The organism is Campylobacter canis (assembly GCF_045504005.1).
Lineage (GTDB): Bacteria > Campylobacterota > Campylobacteria > Campylobacterales > Campylobacteraceae > Campylobacter_A > Campylobacter_A canis.
The window spans coordinates 244,703-264,148 of the sequence record NZ_JBJJXH010000003.1; the positions used below are offsets into that span (position 1 = coordinate 244,703).

The window sequence follows — 19,446 nt, forward strand, 5'->3', positions numbered from 1 at the left end:
AAGTTCTTTTTGGTTAAAATCTGAGTTATTTTTTAAAAAGGTATGAGATGAATTGGACTAAAAGCTCGTGGAGAAATTTAAACATCTTACAGCAACCCGTTTATCCGAATTTAGATGAGTTAAAAAGCGTGGAAAACAAGCTTGCTTCGCTTCCTCCGCTTGTCTTTGCGGGTGAGGTGAGGAATCTTAAAAAGGCGCTTAAGGATGTTACCGAGGGCAAGTCGTTTTTGCTTCAGGGCGGAGATTGCGCGGAGAGCTTTTTAAATTTTAACGCGAACAATATAAGAGATATGTTTAAAGTCATGCTTCAAATGGCGATAGTTCTTACCTTTGCCGGGCGTTGTCCCGTAGTTAAGGTCGGTCGCGTGGCAGGGCAGTTTGCAAAACCTAGAAGTAGCGACTACGAAGAGGTCGGAGGCGTAAAGCTGCCTAGTTACCGAGGCGATATCATAAACGGCTTTGAGTTTAACGAAGCTGCGCGTGTGCCTGATCCAAAAAGAATGATAGAGGCTTATTATCAATCAGCCTCGACAATGAACCTTCTTCGTGCGTTTTCAAGAGGCGGTTTGGCTGATTTACATGAGGTGCATAGATGGAATTTGGGTTTTATCAAAAAGCCTGAGCTTGGCAAAAAATACGATGAATTGGTTGAAAAGCTTAGTCAAACGCTTGCGTTTATGGAAGCTTGCGGTATAACTTCTCAAAATACTCCGACTATAAATCAAACCGTAGTTTATACCTCTCACGAGGCTTTGTTGCTTCCTTACGAAGAGGCTTTAACTCGCGAAGATAGCCTTACGGGAGATTGGTATGACTGCTCGGCTCACATGCTTTGGATAGGCGAGAGAACGCGCGGAATTGATGATGCGCACGTGCATTTTTTAAGCGGAGTTCATAACCCGATCGGAGTTAAGATAGGACCTAGCGTAACTAGCGAGGATGTGATAAGGCTGGCCGGCAAACTAAATCCGAATAACGAAGCGGGCAGGCTAAATATCATCGTTAGAATGGGAGCCGAAAAGATAGAAGAAAAGCTTCCTGAAATTTTACGCGGAGTGAAAAAAGAAGGGCTTAATATCCTTTATAGTATCGATCCGATGCACGGAAACACCGTAAAGTCCTCAAACAACTATAAAACTCGCGAATTTCATAAAATTTTATCCGAGGTTAAGAGCTTTTTTGAAATTCACAAAGCCGAAGGCACTTACGCAGGCGGCGTGCATTTGGAGATGACGGGACAAGACGTAACCGAGTGTGTCGGCGGTGCGTTTAATATAACCGAAAAGAGCCTTGAAAATCGCTACGAAACGCAGTGTGATCCGCGCTTAAACGCAGATCAAGCACTTGAGCTTGCCTTTTTGATAGCTGATTTTGTAAAGAAAAACTAAAAATCAAGAGTTAAAATAGTATTAAAAAGCTGTTTTAACTCTTTAAATTTAAATTCTAATAAAAACTCTCATAAAATATAGGCAAATTTCTTCATTTTTAATACAAATTTTGCTAAATTATCAATAAAAATTATTAGATAACGGAGAAAAGTATGAGATGTGTTTACGATCTTGTGGTGATAGGCGGCGGTCCTTGCGGTATTGCCGCGGTTGTAGAGGCTAAAGCTAACGGTTTTAGAAACGTTTTATTATTAGAAAAAGGCGATAACCATAGCCAAACCATTCGTAAATTTTACAAAGATAATAAGCGTGTTGATAAGAGCTATAAGGGGCAAGATAGCACGATTCACGGAATTGTGGCTTTTGATGACGGAACAAAAGAGAGCACGCTTGATTATTTTGATAGGCTTTTGGACAATGACGAGATAGATACCGCATTTAACTCCGAGGTTGAAAGCGTGAAAAAAGAAGACGGAGTGTTTCATATCACAACCGCTTCGGTGGGATACGGCGCTAAAAATGTGATGATATCCATAGGTAAAATGGGGCGTCCGAATAAGCCTGATTATAAAATTCCCCCTTCGCTAAATTCGGTTGTAAATTTTAATCTCAATTCATGCTCTAGCGGTGAGAAGATTATCGTTGTAGGAGGCGGAAATTCGGCTGCCGAATACGCCGTAGAGCTTAGTGAGTCAAATGACGTAACGCTTAATTACCGCAAGGATAAATTTACAAGACTAAATGATATAAATGAAAGCGCGGTTATGGAGCTAGCAAACGCTAAAAAGCTAAAATTAAAACTTGGCGTAGATATAAAAGAGCTTGAAAACGAATCAGGCAAGATAAAGGTAAATTTCACGGATGATACTAGCGAAATTTACGACCGAATAATTTACGCTATAGGCGGCTCAACTCCTGTTGATTTCTTGCAAAAGTGCGGCGTAGAGCTTGATGAGGATAAAGATCCGATTGTAGATGAGAACTATCAAAGCACTATAAAAGGGCTTTATATAGGTGGAGATATCGTGCTTAAAAACGGCGGCTCGATTGTTTTAGCGCTAAATCATGCGCATAAAGTCATACAAAGCATTAAAAATAGTAGGTAGAGTTGAAGCAGTCTTTTTTAAATTCGCTATCTTTTTTTATACTCGGTGCGCTTGTTACTACAAGCGGGTATTTTTTGTATCTAAATTTGCAAAAGAATTCCACTTCTAAAATTAGCGAACAAAAAGAGGTGGTGATAAAGGTTCATAGTTTTGAGGAGCTTCCAAAGGATGAGCAGGCTAAATATGTAAGAAAAGACGAGCTTGCAAATTCAAAAGATAGTAGAAGACTTATAGATCAATACGCCCAAGAGATCGATGATCTTGAAAAAGAGCTAAGAGATGCTCAGATGCAAAGTATGCAAAATTCAAGAATAGCGGCAACTCGTATAACCGAACTTCAAAATGAAGTCGATAGCCTAAAAGAACAGCTTGGCAGAGCTGACACCAACACTACGGCAGTTAGCGATAAGCCTATTGCCTCAAAGAGTGAATTTGAGCGTATAAGAGCAAATTTGCAAGCCGAGATAAAAGGTGCAAAGGCTGAAATTTCAAAGCTGAAAGATGAAAACGGCAAGCTAAAAGATACTATTAATCTTAAAGAATCAGAGCTTAAAAGAGTTATTAGTGAGCAAGAAGCGGCTGTTTTAAAAGCTAAGAATTTAAACCAAGACGAACTTAACAAGCTTAAATCGGACTTGGAAGCCAAAAAAGAGGATTTTGAAAAGATCATAAAGCAAAAAGACGATGAAATTTTAGCTATCAAAAAAGATGCCGACTTGGCTAATGAGAAACTAAAAAAGCTCTCGGGCGATTATCAAGAAAAAACCAACGATACAAACGATAGGCTAAGAAAAATAAGCGAAGAAAATGCTAAATTTAAAGCTCAAAACGATGAGTTAAATTCTCAAATCAAGAATGTAAAAGCAAAATTTGAAAAAGAAAAATCAAATCTTGAAAAAGATATTTTAAGCATGTCTTCTCTTTATAAAAACGAAGTTGAGAGGCTAAAGATGGAGCTTGAAAGGAGCGTTATTGAAAGCTCTGCCTTAAAAAACGAACTTGAAGCTACCGTAAAAGACTTAAGCGAGCAGAATATAAAAAAATCCCAGCAGCTTGAAGCCGATGAATCAAATATAACTTATCTTAAAGAGCAGCTTAGAGAAACTAGCGAACGGCTTGAAGAGGAAATTTTAAACAATAAAAAAGACATTAAAAACTATAAAATCTTAAACGATAAGATAACTTTACTGATCCAAAGCAATATCCAAATAGATAAAGATGCCAAAGAGCAGGTAGCAAACGCCCAAAAAGCTATGCAAGAGTATAAAAAAATATCTGATGAATTCGATGAAAAGATAGCTAAAAAAGATTCTCAGATCAAAGAGTTAAGTGATAAATTTGAAGAGTTTAAGCAAAATTTTAAATCTCAAATAGAGGCTAAAAACGAAGAAAACTCAAGGCTTATCAAAGAGGCCAAAGAGCTAAAAAATTTAGCCGCAATAGGTAAAAATCACGTAGCTATAAAAAACGAGCTTGAACAGACAAAAAAACAGATCGCGCAGGTTCTTGAAGATAGCGAGTATCTAAGTAACGAAAATGAAAATTTAAGAAAGATAATACAGCTGAATTTTAAGAGCGAAGTGCCTAAAAAAGTCGTATTTATAGCTTCGGTAGAGTGCGATGATATGGGTGTGGGATCGGATAAGCCTACCATAACTTGCATAAATAAAGTTACCGAGTTTTTGCAAAAATATAATTCAAATTATTATTTTGAGATAACTCCTATAGTAAGTCAGGGAAATTTTATCGCAACCTCCAAGATTGCCAAGCTCGTGCCTAAAAATGAGCTTGAGCGCATAAATACCTACGCAAATTTCGGCATAGGAAGAGAGCGTGCAAAAACCGCAGGCAACCTCATACGAGATGAATTTGGAGATTTTTCTCGCATATCTTATAGCAGCGAAATCATAACTTCTTCCACAAAACAAGGCTTTGTCATCAAGGTTTATAGATGAAGATCGTCCAACCAAGAGTAGGCTACAGATACAACAGCGATACGATGATGCTTTACGGCTTTATCTGCGAGGAAGGCTTAAAAGGTAGCGTGCTTGAGGTCGGATGCGGATGTGGAGTGCTTGGACTGCTTCTTAAGCGCGATTTTGAAGCTATTGATCTTGATATGCTTGATATGCAAGAGGTAAATATAAAAATTGCCAAACAAAACGCCGATGAAAACGGCTTAAAAGCTAGCTTCATAACGGCTGATTTTACTAATTTTGAGTGCCAGAAGAGATATGATTTTGTTATCTCAAACCCGCCTTACTATCACGACGGAGCTAAGAAGAGTGAAAACGAGCATATCAAAATAAGTAGATATAGTGAATTTTTGCCTCTTGAAAAGCTTATAAAATCGGTAAATTCGATTATGAAGCCAAGCGGAGCTTTTGTGTTTTGTTATGATGCTAAGCGGCTTAGCGAAATTTTAACTCTTTTAAAAATGTATAAATTTAACCCGACCCGCATAAAATTTGTCCATCCAAAAGCAAACAAAGAGGCAAGTTTGGTTATCATAGAAGCTAAAAAAAATTCAAAAGCTTTAGTTAAAATTTTACCGCCGATATTTATTCTTGAAGGTGAAAGATATACAAAAGAAGCAAGTGAAATTTTTACTCGCGCAGGCACTTTTAGTCAAAGTTGCGAGATATGATTCGCCAAAGCGGCTTTGAGTATGAATTCGACTTTACAAAGTGTGATGAATGCGGAGGTAAATGTTGCACGGGAGAAAGCGGCTATATATGGATAAATAGCGCCGAGATAGAAGCTCTGGCAGGATTTTTGGATTTAAGCGTAGAGGAATTTAAGGATAAATTTTTAGAAAAACACGGATATAAATTCAGTATCAAAGAAAAAATTTATAAAGACGGCTTTGCCTGCGTCTTTTTTGATGAGGTTAAGCAAAACTGTTCTGTTTATGAATTTCGCCCAAAGCAGTGCGTAAGTTTTCCGTTTTGGGATTATTTTAAGACTCATTTTGAGGAATTGGAGGGAGAATGTATAGGAATAAAGCGTTTGTAAGAGTTGTGCTTGCGCTATTTATCTCTTGCTTTTGCTTTGCAAATGAGAAGATAAAGATAGATGAAAATCTTTATATATTAGAAGCTTTAATGGCTGTTGATAACGCTAAACATGACGAGGCGATGGCTATTTACAAGAAGCTTTATGAGGAGACTAAAAAGCCCGCTTATCTAAAAGAGGCGCTTAAATTTGCATTTTTTACTAATAGTGCGGAATTTGATAGCATTATGCAGCTTGCGGAGAAAAATTTAAAAGACGACACCGACTTTCTTCGTATAAAAGGCGCAAGTCTTATGAATACAAATAGGCTTGATGAGGCTAGAAAGGTGATGGAAAGTCTCGTAAAAAAGGAGAGCAAATCTCGCAACCACATAATGCTAGGCACTATCTTGTCAATGCAAAATAATAACGAAGAGGCGCTAGAGCAGTTTAAAATCGTATATGAAAAAGACAAAAGCGATGAAAATTTGCTTAGAATGGTAGAATTTCTTTACAACAAAATGGGCAAAAAAGAAGAGGCACTAAGCTATCTTGAAACATCAAGGCGCATTAACGGCTGTAGTGTGCATGTATGCCTAACGCTTATTGATCTATATATGCAAACGGGCAAGATAAACGATACCGTAGAAATTTATGAGGATCTTTATAAGACTACTAAGGAAAAAGAGTATCTTAACAAAGCAGTAGGCGTGTTTGCTTATCAAAAAAACTATGAGGGTGCGGCTAAATTTTTGCAAAAATACAACCATAATGATAATTTGCTAATGGAAATGTGGGCGATAATGGGCGAGTATGACAAGGCTTACAATAAGGCTAAAGAGCTTTTTGATAAAAGCTTTAACCTTGACTATCAAGCCAAAATGGCTGTATATCAGTATGAAAGAGATGCTAAAAATTTAAGCAAAGAGAGTTTAAAGGAGATTATTCATAACTTTGAAAAATCAGCCCTCAAGCTTGATGATCCGATATATTTAAACTACTACGGATACTTGCTTATAGATCACGATGTGGATGTTAAAAAGGGTGTAGAGCTGGTTGAAAAAGCTTTGATTAAAGAGCCAAATTCGGTATATTATCTTGACTCTCTTGCGTGGGGACTTTATAAGCTAGGAGAGTGCAAAAGAGCCGATGAGGTTATGAGTAAAACACTGCACGATGATGAATTCGTAAATTCAACCGAAGCAAAAGAGCATATAAGACTTATCAAGGAGTGCTTAAGTAAAAACCAAGCGCAAAAGGACGCGAAGTGATACTTGATGAGATCATAAGACGCACCAAAGAGGATTTAAAGGAGAAAAAGGCGAAGTATCCTGAGGAGTGGCTTGGAAGAAGTCTTGCTTACAATCCTTATGTGCCTAGAGATGTCCTGCCCGCTCTTAAATCAGACGAGAAAGATCCTTTTAAAATAATAGCCGAAGTAAAAAAAGCAAGCCCTAGCAAAGGCATCATAAGAGAAGAATTTGAGCCTATTTTTATAGCTAAGGATTATGAAAGCGGCGGAGCAAACGCGATATCGGTTTTAACCGAGCCTCATTATTTTAAAGGAAATTTGGAATTTATCACTCAAATTCGTAGATACGTAAGCGTGCCGTTGCTTAGAAAAGATTTCATAATCGATAAATACCAAATTTTAGAAGCTCTTGTTTATGGAGCCGATTTTATCCTGCTTATAGCAAAGGCATTGAGTTTAAAAGAGCTAAAAGAACTTCTTGAATACGCTCATCATTTAGGGCTTGAAGTGCTTGTCGAGGCTCACGACAAGGAAGATATCACGAAGGCTATACTTGCAGGAGCTAATATCATCGGTATAAATCATAGAAATTTGCAAAGTTTTGAGATGGATATGAGTTTGTGTGAAAGCCTTGTGCCGCTTATACCTAAGTCAAAAATAATAGTAGCCGAAAGCGGACTTTACGAGCATAGCCAGCTTGAAAATTTAAATAAAATCGGTGTTGATGCCTTTTTGATAGGCGAGCATTTTATGCGCAAGAATGATCTTGTAAAAGCCGTAAAAGATATAAAGGAGGGATGATGGAGCATCTTTGTGCGCCTTGGAGAAGCGAGTATTTTAATACAAAAAGCGCTGAATGCGTATTTTGTGAGGTTATCAATCATCCTGAAAACGATGATAAGACAGGTGTTTTGTTTCGTGCCAAGCACTGCTTTGGTATTATGAATTTATACCCTTATAGCCCTGGTCATTTTATGGTCATACCTTACGCTCATGTCGATAAGATCGAGGACTTGGACGAAAAGACTTGGCTTGAGATGAGCCTTTTTGTAAGAGAGGGCGTTGTGATTTTAAAGCGCGAGTTAAGAGCTACGGGTGTAAATATCGGTATGAATTTGGGCAAAGCCGCAGGTGCGGGAATTGCCGAGCACGTGCATTATCATTTAGTGCCTCGCTGGGAGAGGGATACGAATTTTATCACGACGATTGCCGATTTGAGAGTAAATGGAGTTCCTTTTCATCCGCTTTTTGAAAAGTTAAAAAAGGCTTTTGACGAAATTTTAAGTTTGCGTTAGCCAAATTTTTACTTTTTTATGTTCCAAATTTTAAAATTTTGAGAGAATTTTCATTAAAATAGCCATATTTCATATTTAATAAATATTTTTTTGAGTAAAATAAATGAATTTGAAATATAAGGTTTGCAATGAAAATTCTTTGGCTACTATTTTTGTTTGCTTGTATTGGATTTGCCGGAATTTATGACGACTCAAAACTTGATTGTGATGAAATTTTAGCTAATAAAACTCAAATTTTTAGCCCGAATTTTAATCCAAACAACCCTGATTTAAACAGCATTGATTACGGGTGTGCAAATTCTCTTTTAAATATTCCTGCTGTAAACGAACTTATGGATTTGGCGGTTAAAATTCGCTCGGAAAGCCGCCTTTGCGTAGGTATTATCGCTGAGAAAAACTTAAATAAGTTTAAATTTACCTTGCTTAAAGCGGGAATTTCTCCTGAAATGTATGCAAAAAGTCTTGATGAGCCTTTGATTTATGAAGCCATCCAAGAGCGGGATAGAGCGTATTTGCGCTACTGGGGTCATCAGAGCATATCAAATTTTTTGCTATTTAAAGAGTTTAATAAAACCTACAACCTAGCTCTTGATCCGCTTGTAAAACACTACACGAATAACTTTACTATGGATGAAGGAAGTGCGATTTACTATGCGACAAAGGTTGCAAACGAGTTTTTAAAATTTGCCGTTAATTCAAAAGAGCGACAAAATGATGCGACAAGACTTGATATAAGCGAGATAGATAAGCGAGTTATAGATCCTAAGTTTTCAAAATACGAGATAAATGAGTTGATATATTCGGGCAAAATTTCTAAAGAGCTGCTTCAAAGCGCTTTTTATACGGCGCTTCTTTACGAAAAAAACGAGGAAATTTTAAGCGAATTTATAAAAATTGGAGCTGAGCTTAATTTGGGATATGAGAATTCATTGTTTTTTTCTCTTAAGAATTTAAACAACGCTAAATTTTTACTCAAAAACGGCGCGGACGTTAATTATAAAAATTTACTCGGACAAACTCCGCTTTTTATGGCTGTTAGGCTAAATGATTTTGAGGCGGTTAAATTTCTTGTTGAAAATAGAGCCGATATCAACGCTAAAACCATTGATTTAAACACTAAACTCGCCTATATATCAAATTTGGGCGAAGCGGTGCCAAGCTACATAAAGCTTTGTGATTTTGAACATACTTCAAGGACTATCTTTATGGAAGCTGCTGCCAATAGCGATGTTGAAATTTTGGAGTTTTTGGTTGAAAATGGCGTAGATACGGACGCGATTGACGATGCTGGATTTAACGCATTTGATTATGCCAGAATGGGAAAAAAAGATATAAATTTACAGTATCTTAACTCAATTGGCTTAAGTTCAAATTTAGAAAATAGATAAGGAGGAGAGAGTGAAACAGACCGCTTTTATCACGGGAGCAACATCGGGCTTTGGTGAAGCTACGGCAAGAGCGCTTGCTAAAGAGGGCTATAAGCTCATACTTTTAGGACGCCGCGAAGATAGGCTCAAACGACTTGCTGCCGAGCTTGGCAATACTCATATCATAGCAGCCGACATAAGAGACAAAGAGAAAATTTTCAGTGAAGTTGCAAATTTGCCGGAGAATTTCAAAGACATAGAAATTCTCGTAAATAACGCAGGGCTTGCGCTTGGACAAGAAAAAACAAACGAAGCAAGTATCGAAGACTTTGAAACGATGATAGATACAAATATCAAAGGGCTTTTATATGTAACCAAGGCTGTTTTACCGATAATGACGGCTCGCAAAAGCGGCTATATCATAAACTTAGGCTCGGTTGCCGGCGAGTGGCCATATCCAGGCGGAAATGTCTATGGCGGCACAAAGGCGTTTGTGAAGCAGTTTAGCTTTAATCTTAGAAACGATCTGCAAGGTACGGGAATTCGCGTTACGCAAATCGCGCCCGGTATCGCAAAGACCGAATTTAGCCTTGTTAGATTTAAAGGAGATAGCGCAAAAGCAGATGCGGTATATGACAAGACCCAGTTTATCACATCCGAAGATATCGCGCGTATTATAGTTGATTGTATAAATTTACCAAAACACGTAAATATAAATTCGCTTGAAGTTATGGCGACGACGCAGACTTGGGCGGGATTTGCTTTTGAAAGGGAGTAGATGAGATATTTAACTTTATTTTTACCTGTATTGATGTTTGCAGATCCTGCAAAAAATGCCGAATTATTCGGTGTATTTACACTTATCCCACCCGTTGTGGCGATAGTGCTTGCATTTATCACCAAAGATGTTATCTTATCGCTTTTTATAGGTGTATTTAGCGGAACTTATCTGCTAAGCGTTATGAATAACGGTGTGATAATGTCTTTTGTAAAGGGATTTGTCGATATCGTTAAGCGCATAGTAGGCTCAATGGCCGATAGCTGGAACGCAGGCATTATCCTTCAAGTGCTTTGTATAGGCGGCGTGGTAGCTCTTGTAACTAAAATGGGAGGCACAAAGGCTGTTGCTTTATGGCTTAGCAAAAAAGCAAAAACCGGAATTTCAGCTCAAATTTCAACTTGGGTGATGGGGCTTTTTGTCTTTTTTGACGATTATGCAAACGCCCTTATCGTAGGACCTATCATGCGTCCGATAACCGATAAATTTAAAGTCTCAAGAGAAAAGCTTGCTTTTATCATCGACGCAACGGCTGCACCGATAGCAGGAATTGCCATCATATCCACATGGGTCGGACTTGAAATTTCACTCATTAAAAACGGCTACGAGCTAATCGGAATAACCGATATAAACGCGTTTGGGATATTTGTAGAGACGATTCCTTATCGCTTTTATAACCTCTTTATGCTTTTGTTTGTAGTCTGTACGGCAATGATGGGGCGCGAATACGGAAGCATGCTTGCAGCCGAGCGTAGAGCTCGCACGGGAGAGCTTCATTCAAGCAAATCAAGAATGGTTGATATCGAGGATAAGACTCTTGAGCCAAAAGAAGGCATCAAGCTTCAGACATCAAACGCCGTTATACCTATATTGGTTCTTATAATAGGCGCTTTTGTTAGTTTTTATTTTAGCGGGCTTAGTGCGCTTGAGGGTGAAGTTCTTGAAAAGGCTCTTGCAAATCCGCTTACTTTTGAAACGCTTAGAGAGACTTACGGTGCGGCCGATGCTTCAGTAGCGCTTTTTCAATCGGCTCTTTTAGCTACTATAGTGGCGATACTAATTGGTGTTTATAGAAAAATTTTCGGCGTAAAAGAGGCTATTGAGACTTGGGTTAAAGGCTGGAAAACGATGATAGTTACGATTGTTATCTTGCTTCTTGCGTGGTCTTTAAGTTCGGTTATCAAAGAGCTTGGCACGTCAAGGTATCTTGTCGATATGCTTTCAGACGCCACGCCTAAATTTATCCTGCCTGCGACTATATTTATACTTGGCTCTTTTATCTCGTTTTCAACGGGAACCAGCTACGGAACGATGGGAATTTTGATGCCTCTTGCCATACCTCTTGCAAATGCCGTCGGTATCAGCAGCGGACTTGAGGGTGAAGCACTTCATGCATATATGATCATAAATATTTCAGCCGTGCTTACGGGAGCGATATTTGGCGATCACTGCTCTCCGATATCAGATACCACCATACTTTCCTCAATGGGTGCGGGGTGTAACCACATAGACCACGTTCGCACGCAGATGACCTATGCACTTAGCGTAAGCGCCATAAGCATACTTGTAGGCTATATACCTGCGTCTTTGGGGCTTAGCGTGTGGATAGTGCTTCCGCTTGGGTTTTTAGCGGTATTTTTAACGGTAAGATTTGTAGGGCAAAAGGTTTGATTTGACTGCAAGCGAGTGCAAATTTGTAGGGGAGTGCGGAAGTTGCACTCTAAATTTAAGCTATGACGAGCAGGTTGAGTTTAAAAAGAAATTTATAAAAGAAAAATTTAGCGAGTTTTACGGAGGTGAATTTGAGTTTTTCGCCTCCGCGCCGACTTACTACCGAAGTAGGGCTGAATTTGGTATCTATCACGACAAAGATAAACTAAGCTACTATATGCGTGGCGATAAGCGTAAATTTGTGCTAATTGACGAGTGTTTGAAGGTTGAAGCCAAAATCGCAAATTTAATGCAGCCTCTTTTAAATTTCATCGAAAAAAACGACAATTTAAAGCATAAACTATTTGGTATAGAGTTTATCTCGACTAAAGATAGCTTTCTTGCTATGCTTTTGTATCACAAGAAGCTTGATGGGCTAAAGAGCGAATTTGATGAGCTTGCAAACAAATTTGGCATATCGGTAATCGCAAGAAGCAGAGGACAAAAGCTAGTTAGCGGAGATGAAAATTTAAGCGAAAGACTCTATATAGAGGGCAAGGAGTATAAATTTAGCTTTAGTGAAGGAGCTTTCATACAGCCAAACAGAGCCGTAAACGAAAAGATGATATCTTGGGCCAAAGGCTGCGTTCATGGAGCAAACGATCTACTTGAGATGTATTGTGGTCACGGGAATTTCACTATCCCGCTTGCAAGCGAATTTAATCAAGTTTTGGCAACTGAAATTTCTAAAAAATCGATTTCAAATGCTCTTAAAAACTGCGAGCTAAACGAAGTTAAAAATATCAAATTTATAAGAGTTAGCAGCGAAGAACTTATGCAGGCTTTTAGCGGCGTGCGAGAATTTCGCAGATTAGAAAGCGTAAATTTAAAAGCTTTTAATTTCTCTCACATCCTTGTCGATCCGCCTCGTGCGGGACTTGATATGAGCGTGATAAATTTCATCAAAAACTACGAAAATATCATCTATATATCCTGTAATCCCGAAACTTTAAAAGATAATTTAAAAGAGCTTGATAAAAGCCACGAGGCGGTTAAATTTGCGATATTTGACCAGTTTGCAAACACAACTCACATAGAGTGCGGAGTGCTTTTAAGGAGAAGAAGTGCAAGTTTATGAAATTTTAAAAACAGCTAAAAACATAGCCATAGTAGGCTTAAGCCCCGATGAGAGCAAGGCTAGCAATGCGGTGGCTAAATTTTTGATAAAAGAGGGGTTTAGGATTTTCCCTATTTATCCTAAAGAGGGTGAAATTTTAGGCTTTAAAGTATATAGAAATTTAAGCGAGATAAATGAAGATATCGACATCGTAGTGATGTTTAGAAAGGGAGAATTTGCAACCACTCTTGTTGAAGATGTGATAAAAGTAGGCGCTAAAACGCTTTGGCTTCAGCTTGCTATAACAAACGAAGTGGCCAAAGAGCGCGCAAAAGAAGCGGGTGTGAATTTCGTAGAAGATAGGTGTATAAAAATCGAATTACAAAGGCTAGAAAATGATATCGTTAAATAAAATAATCCAAGCAAAACGCGCCATAAGCGGCTTTGTTTATAAAACGCCGTTTGCGTTTAGTCCTAAGCTTAGCTTGCTAAGCGGAGCGCAAATTTATCTTAAAAAAGAGAATTTGCAACGCACGGGAGCTTACAAGATAAGAGGCGCATACAATAAAATAGCAAATTTAAGCGATGAAGAGCGTGCAAAGGGCGTAGTTGCGGCAAGTGCGGGCAATCACGCTCAAGGCGTAGCTATATGCGCTAGGGAGTTTGGTGCGCCAGCCATCATTGTAATGCCCGAATCAACACCGCTTTTAAAGGTTTCAGGCACAAAGGCTCTTGGTGCGCAAGTGATTTTAAAGGGCGATAACTTCGATGAAGCTTACGAATACGCAAACGAATACGCAAGAGAGCGAGGAATGAGCTTCATACACCCTTTTAGCGACGAATTCGTAATGGCTGGGCAGGGCACGGTAGGGCTTGAGATGCTTGATGAAGTCGCCGATCTTGATATGATCATAGTGCCTGTCGGCGGAGGCGGGCTTATAAGCGGTATAGCAAGCTGCGTTAAGCAGGTAAATCCAAACATCAAAGTAATCGGAGTAAGTGCCAAGGGCGCTCCTGCGATGTATGAGAGCTTTAAGGCTAAAAAGAGTAAAAATTCAAAAACCGTTCGAACTATCGCGGACGGCATTGCCGTAAGAGACGCTAGCGAGGTTACTCTTGCGCATATATTAGAGTGCGTTGATGATATAGTTCAGGTTGATGACGAAGAGATAGCAAATGCGATTTTGTTCCTGCTTGAAAATCAAAAGATCATCGTTGAAGGCGCAGGGGCGGTCGGAGTTGCAAGCGTGCTTCACTCAAAAGTGAAATTTGAAAAAGACGCAAAGATCGGTATAGTCTTAAGTGGCGGAAATATCGATGTGCAGATGTTAAATATCATCATCGAAAAGGGTCTTATAAAATCAGCCAGAAAGATGACGATAAAGGTTACTTTGGTTGATAAACCGGGTGCGCTTATGAGTCTAACTGATTGCTTAAAAACTGCAAATGCAAATATCGTCAAGATTGATTATGATAGATTTTCTACCAGTCTTGATTATGGCGATGCAAGTATCACAATCACGCTTGAAACTAAGGGCAAAGAGCATCAAGAGATGGTGCGAAACACTCTAAATGAGCATGGGTTTGAATTTACTCAGCTGTTTTAGATAAATTTGGTTTATTGTACCCGCACGGATTTTAAAGCGGTCAAATTTAAGCAAGCTTTTATCTAAATACAAAGTATGAGGCGGTAAATTTAACAATCCCTTTACCAAATTTTGATAAAATCGCGCTAAAAGGAGAAAGATATGGTTGATTATGTAATAGTTGCGCTTCTAATTTTGGTTTTGATCGTATTTGGCGTGATATATAAGGTAAATAAGCAGGCTTCAAAAGCGTCAAAAGAGATAAAAAGCGATATAACGAGCGAAATTTCGCAGATAAAATCAATCGGCGAGCTTTCGGTATTTCAAGTTTATAGCAAAGAGATCGTGACAAAGACCGATCATGCGTTTGGAAGCTTTGGCAAGGAGTATCTGCGCTGGCTGGTTAGTGAAAAGAAGCTTTCGATGATATTTGAATTTGAGATAAATTTCATCTACGATCTAACAAGCCCTAAGATGGATATCGTAAATACAGCAAACGGCGAGTATCTTATCGTAATGCCGCCTTGTAAATATAAATTTTCGATTGCCAATATGAAATTTTATGATGAAAAAAACGGCAAATTTATACCGTTTTTGTTGCCTGATTCGCTAAACGGCTTTTTTGGAAGTACGTTTACGGAAGAAGATAAAAATAAGCTCATAACAGAGGCTAGAAACGAGGTTGAGAAGATGTCAGTTAAGCTAATTTCCGAGCTTCAAAACAAAATTCACAAATCGGCTCGCGATACTCTTGAGGCGATTGCAAAAAGCTTTGGCGCAAGGTCGGTTAGGTTTGAATTCCATGATAATGACGAGCCGCTTGACAGACGCTTAAATCTACAAAACGTAGCCTGAATTTAGCCCGTTGGTTTAGTGAAGCGGGCTAAAATTTAAAAATTTAAGGAGAGTTTTAACTCTCCTTTTTTATTTTACTCTCCCAAATATTTTTTAAGATCGGCTTTAGCGTCGCCGCTTATTAATCCAAGATTGTAATTTTGCACTAAGAAATTTAAAATTTCCTCGTTCATAAACTCAGGCAGACTTGGTCCCACGTGAATATTTTTAACTCCAAGATATAAAAGTGCAAAGAGTATGATGATAGCTTTTTGCTCCATCCACATAAGCACGATAGAAATAGGCAGATCGTTTACCGCTATGCCTGTAGCTTCGCTAAGAGCTAGAGCGATTTTGACCGCACCGTTGCTGTCGTTGCACTGTCCAAGATCAAGATAGCGAGGAATTTGCGTGCCTTCGATGAAGCCAAAATCAATGTCGTTAAATCTAAATTTGCCGCAGCTTGAAGTAAGTATCACGCAGTCTTTTGGCAAGCTTACGGCAAGTTCTCTGTAGTATTCGCGGTCTTTTCCCGGTGCGTCACAACCTGCTATAACGAAAAATCGGCGAATTTTGCCCTCTGTTACAGCCTTTAAAATTTCACCCGCCATAGGTAAAATCGCCTTGTAATGATGACCCGTGCTTATAATCTCATCGCTATCAAATCCGCTTATATCAGGAAGGCTTAGCGCTTTTTCGATCACAGGAGTAAAATCATTGCCGTTAATATGCGTTACGCCGTCAGTGCCTGCGATATCATATCCAAAGAGCCTATCTGCATATGTGCAGGATGAGCGAAGCGGAACTATGCAGTTGGTACTCATTATGATAGCGCCTTGCCAAGCATTAAATAGCTTAGTCTGATCAAACCAAGCCTTGCCGATATTGCCTTTAAGGTGCGGATATTTGCGTAGCTCAGGATATCCGTGTGCAGGAAGCATCTCTGAGTGAGTGTAGATATTTACGCCTTTGTCTTTGGTCTGCTCAAGTAGCTCTTTAAGCATATGAAGGTTGTGTCCGCTAACTAAGATCGCCTTGCCCTCGGCTCTGTTTTGAGTGACTTTAACGGGACTTGGCACGCCGTAAGTGCTAGTGTGCGCATCTGAAAGCAGATCCATTACCTCAACTCCTGCTTTGCCGACTTTTAAAATTTGCTCGATATGCTCCTCAAAATTAAAATTCATATTTGTAAGCGTGAAATAAAGCGTCTGTGCGATAACGTCATCTACGTTTTTTGTGTTTGCGCCAAGCTCGTTTGCATGGTGACGATACGCACTCATGCCTTTAAGCCCAAATATCATCATATCTTGAAGTCTAGCCTTTGTGCTATCCTTGCCACAGGTTCCTTTATCTTGCCCTTTTGAGCCACACCCGTTTGGAGCACTCATCTCGCACTGGTAACAAAACATCTTTTGATCTATCGAACTCATCTTGTATCCTTTCTTTGTTGAAATTTGCTAAAATTGTATTGAATTATCAAAATTTAAGTGTTGATACGTATCAACGCCGAGTGGTTTTGAGAATAAACAATGGCTCAAATTTCGATCAAAACGTTTGCAAGCAATGTCTGGACGGATAACAGTGTCTTTTTAGATGTTATTATCCATAGCTTATTTTTGATTATTTGGTGTCAAAAGAAATTTTATAAAAGGTATAAAATGGCAATTGTAAAAGCCTTGCTGATAGGTGAAGTTAAAACTTACGGAGATGTAAACTCAAATGATCCGCTTAATAAAATTTGGCAGAGCGCGATATTTAAAACAGCGACCGAGGGTGAAATTTATGCAGATAAATTTGGTTTTAAAGGTGATGATGTGGCCGATAAGGTGCATCACGGAGGAGAGCAAAAGGCTATATTTGCAAATTCTTACGAGAATTATCCTGCGTGGAGTGAGTTTTTAGGTTTTGCAAATTTGCCATTTGGTGCAATGGGAGAAAATTTAACCATATCAGGACTCCATGAAAATGACGTTTTTATCGGTGATGTGCATAAGATAGGCTCGCTTGTGCTTGAAGTAAGCCAGCCTAGAAAGCCTTGCTTTAAGCTATCAAAACGCTGGATGAATGCAGGCGTAGCAAAAGAAATTTTTAGAAGCGGGCTTAGCGGCTGGTATTATAGAGTGCTTGAAGCCGGTTCTTGCAAAGTGGGCGATAGTGTGGATATAGTTTTTAGAGATAGTAGTTCCATGAGCGTGGCTGATGTAAACCGAGTATTTTATGCGCCCAAAGAAAATGCTCGTTTGGTCGATAAATTTATGAATTTAAAGGCTTTAAGCGCAGGTTGGCAAGATGATATGAAAAGACGCATCGAAGGTGTTTACGATACATCTTATATGGATAAAATTTAGTAGTTTAAGTTTATCACGTTTGGCTTGCGAATACTATTGGGCTGAAAATTTAGACAATTATCTCTTTGTCTGGCTTTTAAATAGATAATTTTACTTTAACTTTAGCTATTTTAGCGGTTTATATCTTGACAAAAAACAAAAAAATGAATATAATCACGTTTTCTTATTTGGTATTGGGGTATCGCCAAGCGGTAAGGCATCAGGTTTTGGTCCTGACATTCAGAGGTTCGAATCCTCTTACCCCATCCAATTCAACCTTATATTGACGCAGAATAGAGCAGTGGTAGCTCGTCGGGCTCATAACCCGAAGGTCGGGGGTTCAAATCCCTCTTCTGCAACCAAACTCCTATATTTTTAAATCAAAAAATCTATTTTATCTTTTAATTTGAATTAGCTTATACTGCAAGAATAAAGTATTGTATATAAAAATTAAATCTTACAAAACGCTTTTCAAAAATAGATATTATAAATTAAAATAAAATAATAGATAAACAATTAAAAATTTATTTTTAATAAATTTTTACAACCTCTATAGTATAATCCCAAAATTCTATTTTTAAGTTTAAATAAAGCTAATCACAAAAGGGAGGGAGATTGTTTTATGTTTAGTAGGGTTTCAAATAAAATCGCGACAATTATATTTGTTTTGCTTACCGCATCTTTTCTTACGTTTGCATTTTTGAGCTATAGGCAAACCACGCTGGCTATGATAGGACTATCTGAAAAGTCAAAAGAGGCGATTACTCTTTCAGGAGGGCTTTTTATAGAGGAATATGTAAGCTCAAGAGTGGAGGCGGTAGAGAATTTTATCTATTATTTGCAAAAAAATCCCGAATTTTTCTCGGACAAAGAGGCTTTGAAGGCAAATTTTGGAGATCTTATAGCCATTGCTAAGCTTGATGCTCTTTTTATAGGGTTTGAGGATGACGGTTCGCTTATAAATGCTTTTTTTGAAAAGGGATCAAGGGAGCCAAAATACGAAATTTTAAGCTTTGAAAAAGATGGATATGACTCAAGAAGTCGTGATTGGTATAAGGTTGCTAAGGCCGATAAGATATTTGCAACGGAACCTTATTTGGATCCCGGAAGTAACAAAATAGTCTCTAGCTTTGTAAAACAAATTCTCATAAATGGCAAGGTTATGGGCGTAGTCGGAGCTGATGTGGATCTTTCTATACTTGGAGATACCTTAGTAAAGATGAAAGATAGCAATACGGGTGTTTTAAGCCTAGTTGATTTGGATAGTTCAAAGATAGTGTATAACACAAATAAAAACTTAATCATGTCTAATTCTGAACCGGCAAAAAGGGCGGTTGAAATTTTAGAAGGCGGGTTTAAAAAATACGGAGAAAAGGCGTTTGAATTTGAATACGAAGGAGTAAGAAAAGTAGGTGCTTGCAAAAGATACGATCTTGCTAATTGGCTTGTGTGTTCTTCAAACGAATTTAGCGATTATGATGAGACTTTAAATGCGGTTTTGAAAAATCAAACAATTCTTTCTGTGCTGTTTATCACAGTGATTGTTGGAATTTTGGTTTTTGCGATATCTAAATTCCTCAAACCCCTCAACCTAATCTCAACAGGACTAATATCCTTCTTTAAATTCCTAAACCATGAGATAAAAGAGCCTGCTAAATTAGACGTAAAAACCAAAGACGAATTCGGTCAAATGGCATCTTTAATAAATGACAACATAAGCAAGATAGAATCAGCCAAACTCTCTGAAAACGA

General features: G+C 38.4%; 18 protein-coding genes and 2 tRNA genes. 19 read left to right on the forward strand and 1 reads right to left on the reverse strand.

The genetic code is table 11. The features are described from left to right. Window positions 1-47: 47 nt before the first annotated feature. The 15 genes from ACHJH3_RS04720 (at window position 48) to ACHJH3_RS04790 (ending at window position 15,388) form a co-directional block, all read left to right on the forward strand. Entirely contained in the window at window positions 48-1,388 is a 1,341-nt protein-coding gene (locus ACHJH3_RS04720) for a class II 3-deoxy-7-phosphoheptulonate synthase (protein WP_407063789.1), read from the forward strand. Window positions 1,389-1,540: 152 nt separating this feature from the next. Continuing rightward, window positions 1,541-2,494: an NAD(P)-binding domain-containing protein gene (locus ACHJH3_RS04725; RefSeq protein WP_407063790.1), complete on the forward strand. Its 954-nt coding sequence runs from the start codon at window positions 1,541-1,543 to the stop codon at window positions 2,492-2,494. Window positions 2,495-2,496: 2 nt separating this feature from the next. Next, window positions 2,497-4,449 carry a hypothetical protein gene (locus ACHJH3_RS04730; RefSeq protein ID WP_407063791.1) on the forward strand — a complete coding sequence of 651 codons (1,953 nt, stop codon included), beginning with the start codon at window positions 2,497-2,499 and terminating at the stop codon, window positions 4,447-4,449. Further along, window positions 4,446-5,141 (forward strand): tRNA1(Val) (adenine(37)-N6)-methyltransferase, encoded by a 696-nt coding sequence (locus ACHJH3_RS04735; RefSeq protein WP_407063792.1) that lies wholly within the window; start codon window positions 4,446-4,448, stop codon window positions 5,139-5,141. Before ACHJH3_RS04730 ends, ACHJH3_RS04735 begins: the two co-directional genes overlap by 4 nt. Then, window positions 5,138-5,509 carry a YkgJ family cysteine cluster protein gene (locus ACHJH3_RS04740; protein ID WP_407063793.1) on the forward strand — a complete coding sequence of 124 codons (372 nt, stop codon included), beginning with the start codon at window positions 5,138-5,140 and terminating at the stop codon, window positions 5,507-5,509. Before ACHJH3_RS04735 ends, ACHJH3_RS04740 begins: the two co-directional genes overlap by 4 nt. Beyond that, the gene (locus ACHJH3_RS04745; RefSeq protein ID WP_407063794.1) at window positions 5,485-6,759 is read left to right on the forward strand and encodes a tetratricopeptide repeat protein; all 1,275 of its coding nucleotides are present in this window, start codon (window positions 5,485-5,487) and stop codon (window positions 6,757-6,759) included. Before ACHJH3_RS04740 ends, ACHJH3_RS04745 begins: the two co-directional genes overlap by 25 nt. After that, the gene (trpC, locus tag ACHJH3_RS04750) at window positions 6,756-7,541 is read left to right on the forward strand and encodes an indole-3-glycerol phosphate synthase TrpC (RefSeq protein ID WP_407063795.1); all 786 of its coding nucleotides are present in this window, start codon (window positions 6,756-6,758) and stop codon (window positions 7,539-7,541) included. Before ACHJH3_RS04745 ends, trpC begins: the two co-directional genes overlap by 4 nt. Beyond that, entirely contained in the window at window positions 7,541-8,035 is a 495-nt protein-coding gene (locus ACHJH3_RS04755; protein ID WP_407063796.1) for an HIT family protein, read from the forward strand. The genes trpC and ACHJH3_RS04755 overlap by 1 nt, the downstream gene beginning before the upstream one ends. Window positions 8,036-8,163: 128 nt before the next feature. Next, on the forward strand, window positions 8,164-9,423 hold the full coding sequence (locus ACHJH3_RS04760; protein ID WP_407063797.1) for an ankyrin repeat domain-containing protein: 1,260 nt from the start codon (window positions 8,164-8,166) through the stop codon (window positions 9,421-9,423). Between the two features lie 10 nt (window positions 9,424-9,433). Further along, complete coding sequence (locus ACHJH3_RS04765) at window positions 9,434-10,180, forward strand: SDR family NAD(P)-dependent oxidoreductase (protein WP_169941566.1); 747 nt, start codon at window positions 9,434-9,436, stop codon at window positions 10,178-10,180. Continuing rightward, window positions 10,181-11,851 (forward strand): Na+/H+ antiporter NhaC family protein, encoded by a 1,671-nt coding sequence (locus ACHJH3_RS04770; RefSeq protein WP_407063798.1) that lies wholly within the window; start codon window positions 10,181-10,183, stop codon window positions 11,849-11,851. Between the two features lies 1 nt (window position 11,852). Continuing rightward, the gene (gene trmA, locus ACHJH3_RS04775; protein ID WP_407063799.1) at window positions 11,853-12,968 is read left to right on the forward strand and encodes a tRNA (uridine(54)-C5)-methyltransferase TrmA; all 1,116 of its coding nucleotides are present in this window, start codon (window positions 11,853-11,855) and stop codon (window positions 12,966-12,968) included. Beyond that, window positions 12,955-13,359: a CoA-binding protein gene (locus ACHJH3_RS04780; RefSeq protein WP_407063800.1), complete on the forward strand. Its 405-nt coding sequence runs from the start codon at window positions 12,955-12,957 to the stop codon at window positions 13,357-13,359. Before trmA ends, ACHJH3_RS04780 begins: the two co-directional genes overlap by 14 nt. Then, complete coding sequence (gene ilvA / locus ACHJH3_RS04785) at window positions 13,343-14,554, forward strand: threonine ammonia-lyase (protein ID WP_407063801.1); 1,212 nt, start codon at window positions 13,343-13,345, stop codon at window positions 14,552-14,554. The genes ACHJH3_RS04780 and ilvA overlap by 17 nt, the downstream gene beginning before the upstream one ends. A 141-nt stretch (window positions 14,555-14,695) precedes the next feature. Then, window positions 14,696-15,388: a DUF4230 domain-containing protein gene (locus tag ACHJH3_RS04790; RefSeq protein ID WP_407063802.1), complete on the forward strand. Its 693-nt coding sequence runs from the start codon at window positions 14,696-14,698 to the stop codon at window positions 15,386-15,388. A gap of 74 nt (window positions 15,389-15,462) precedes the next feature. Here the strand turns inward: ACHJH3_RS04790 and hcp are convergent, their stop codons facing one another. Further along, window positions 15,463-16,797 (reverse strand): hydroxylamine reductase, encoded by a 1,335-nt coding sequence (gene hcp, locus ACHJH3_RS04795; protein WP_407063803.1) that lies wholly within the window; start codon window positions 16,795-16,797, stop codon window positions 15,463-15,465. 228 nt (window positions 16,798-17,025) lie between these two features. Between hcp and ACHJH3_RS04800 the strand changes: the two genes are divergently transcribed. The 4 genes from ACHJH3_RS04800 to ACHJH3_RS04815 all read left to right on the forward strand — a co-directional run. Then, entirely contained in the window at window positions 17,026-17,715 is a 690-nt protein-coding gene (locus tag ACHJH3_RS04800) for an MOSC domain-containing protein (protein WP_407063804.1), read from the forward strand. Between the two features lie 174 nt (window positions 17,716-17,889). Then, window positions 17,890-17,964 (forward strand) — tRNA-Gln (locus tag ACHJH3_RS04805). A gap of 17 nt (window positions 17,965-17,981) precedes the next feature. Beyond that, a tRNA-Met gene (locus ACHJH3_RS04810) sits at window positions 17,982-18,056 on the forward strand. A gap of 260 nt (window positions 18,057-18,316) precedes the next feature. Beyond that, a partial coding sequence (locus ACHJH3_RS04815; protein ID WP_407063805.1) for a cache domain-containing protein occupies window positions 18,317-19,446 on the forward strand: 1,130 nt, incomplete at its 3' end.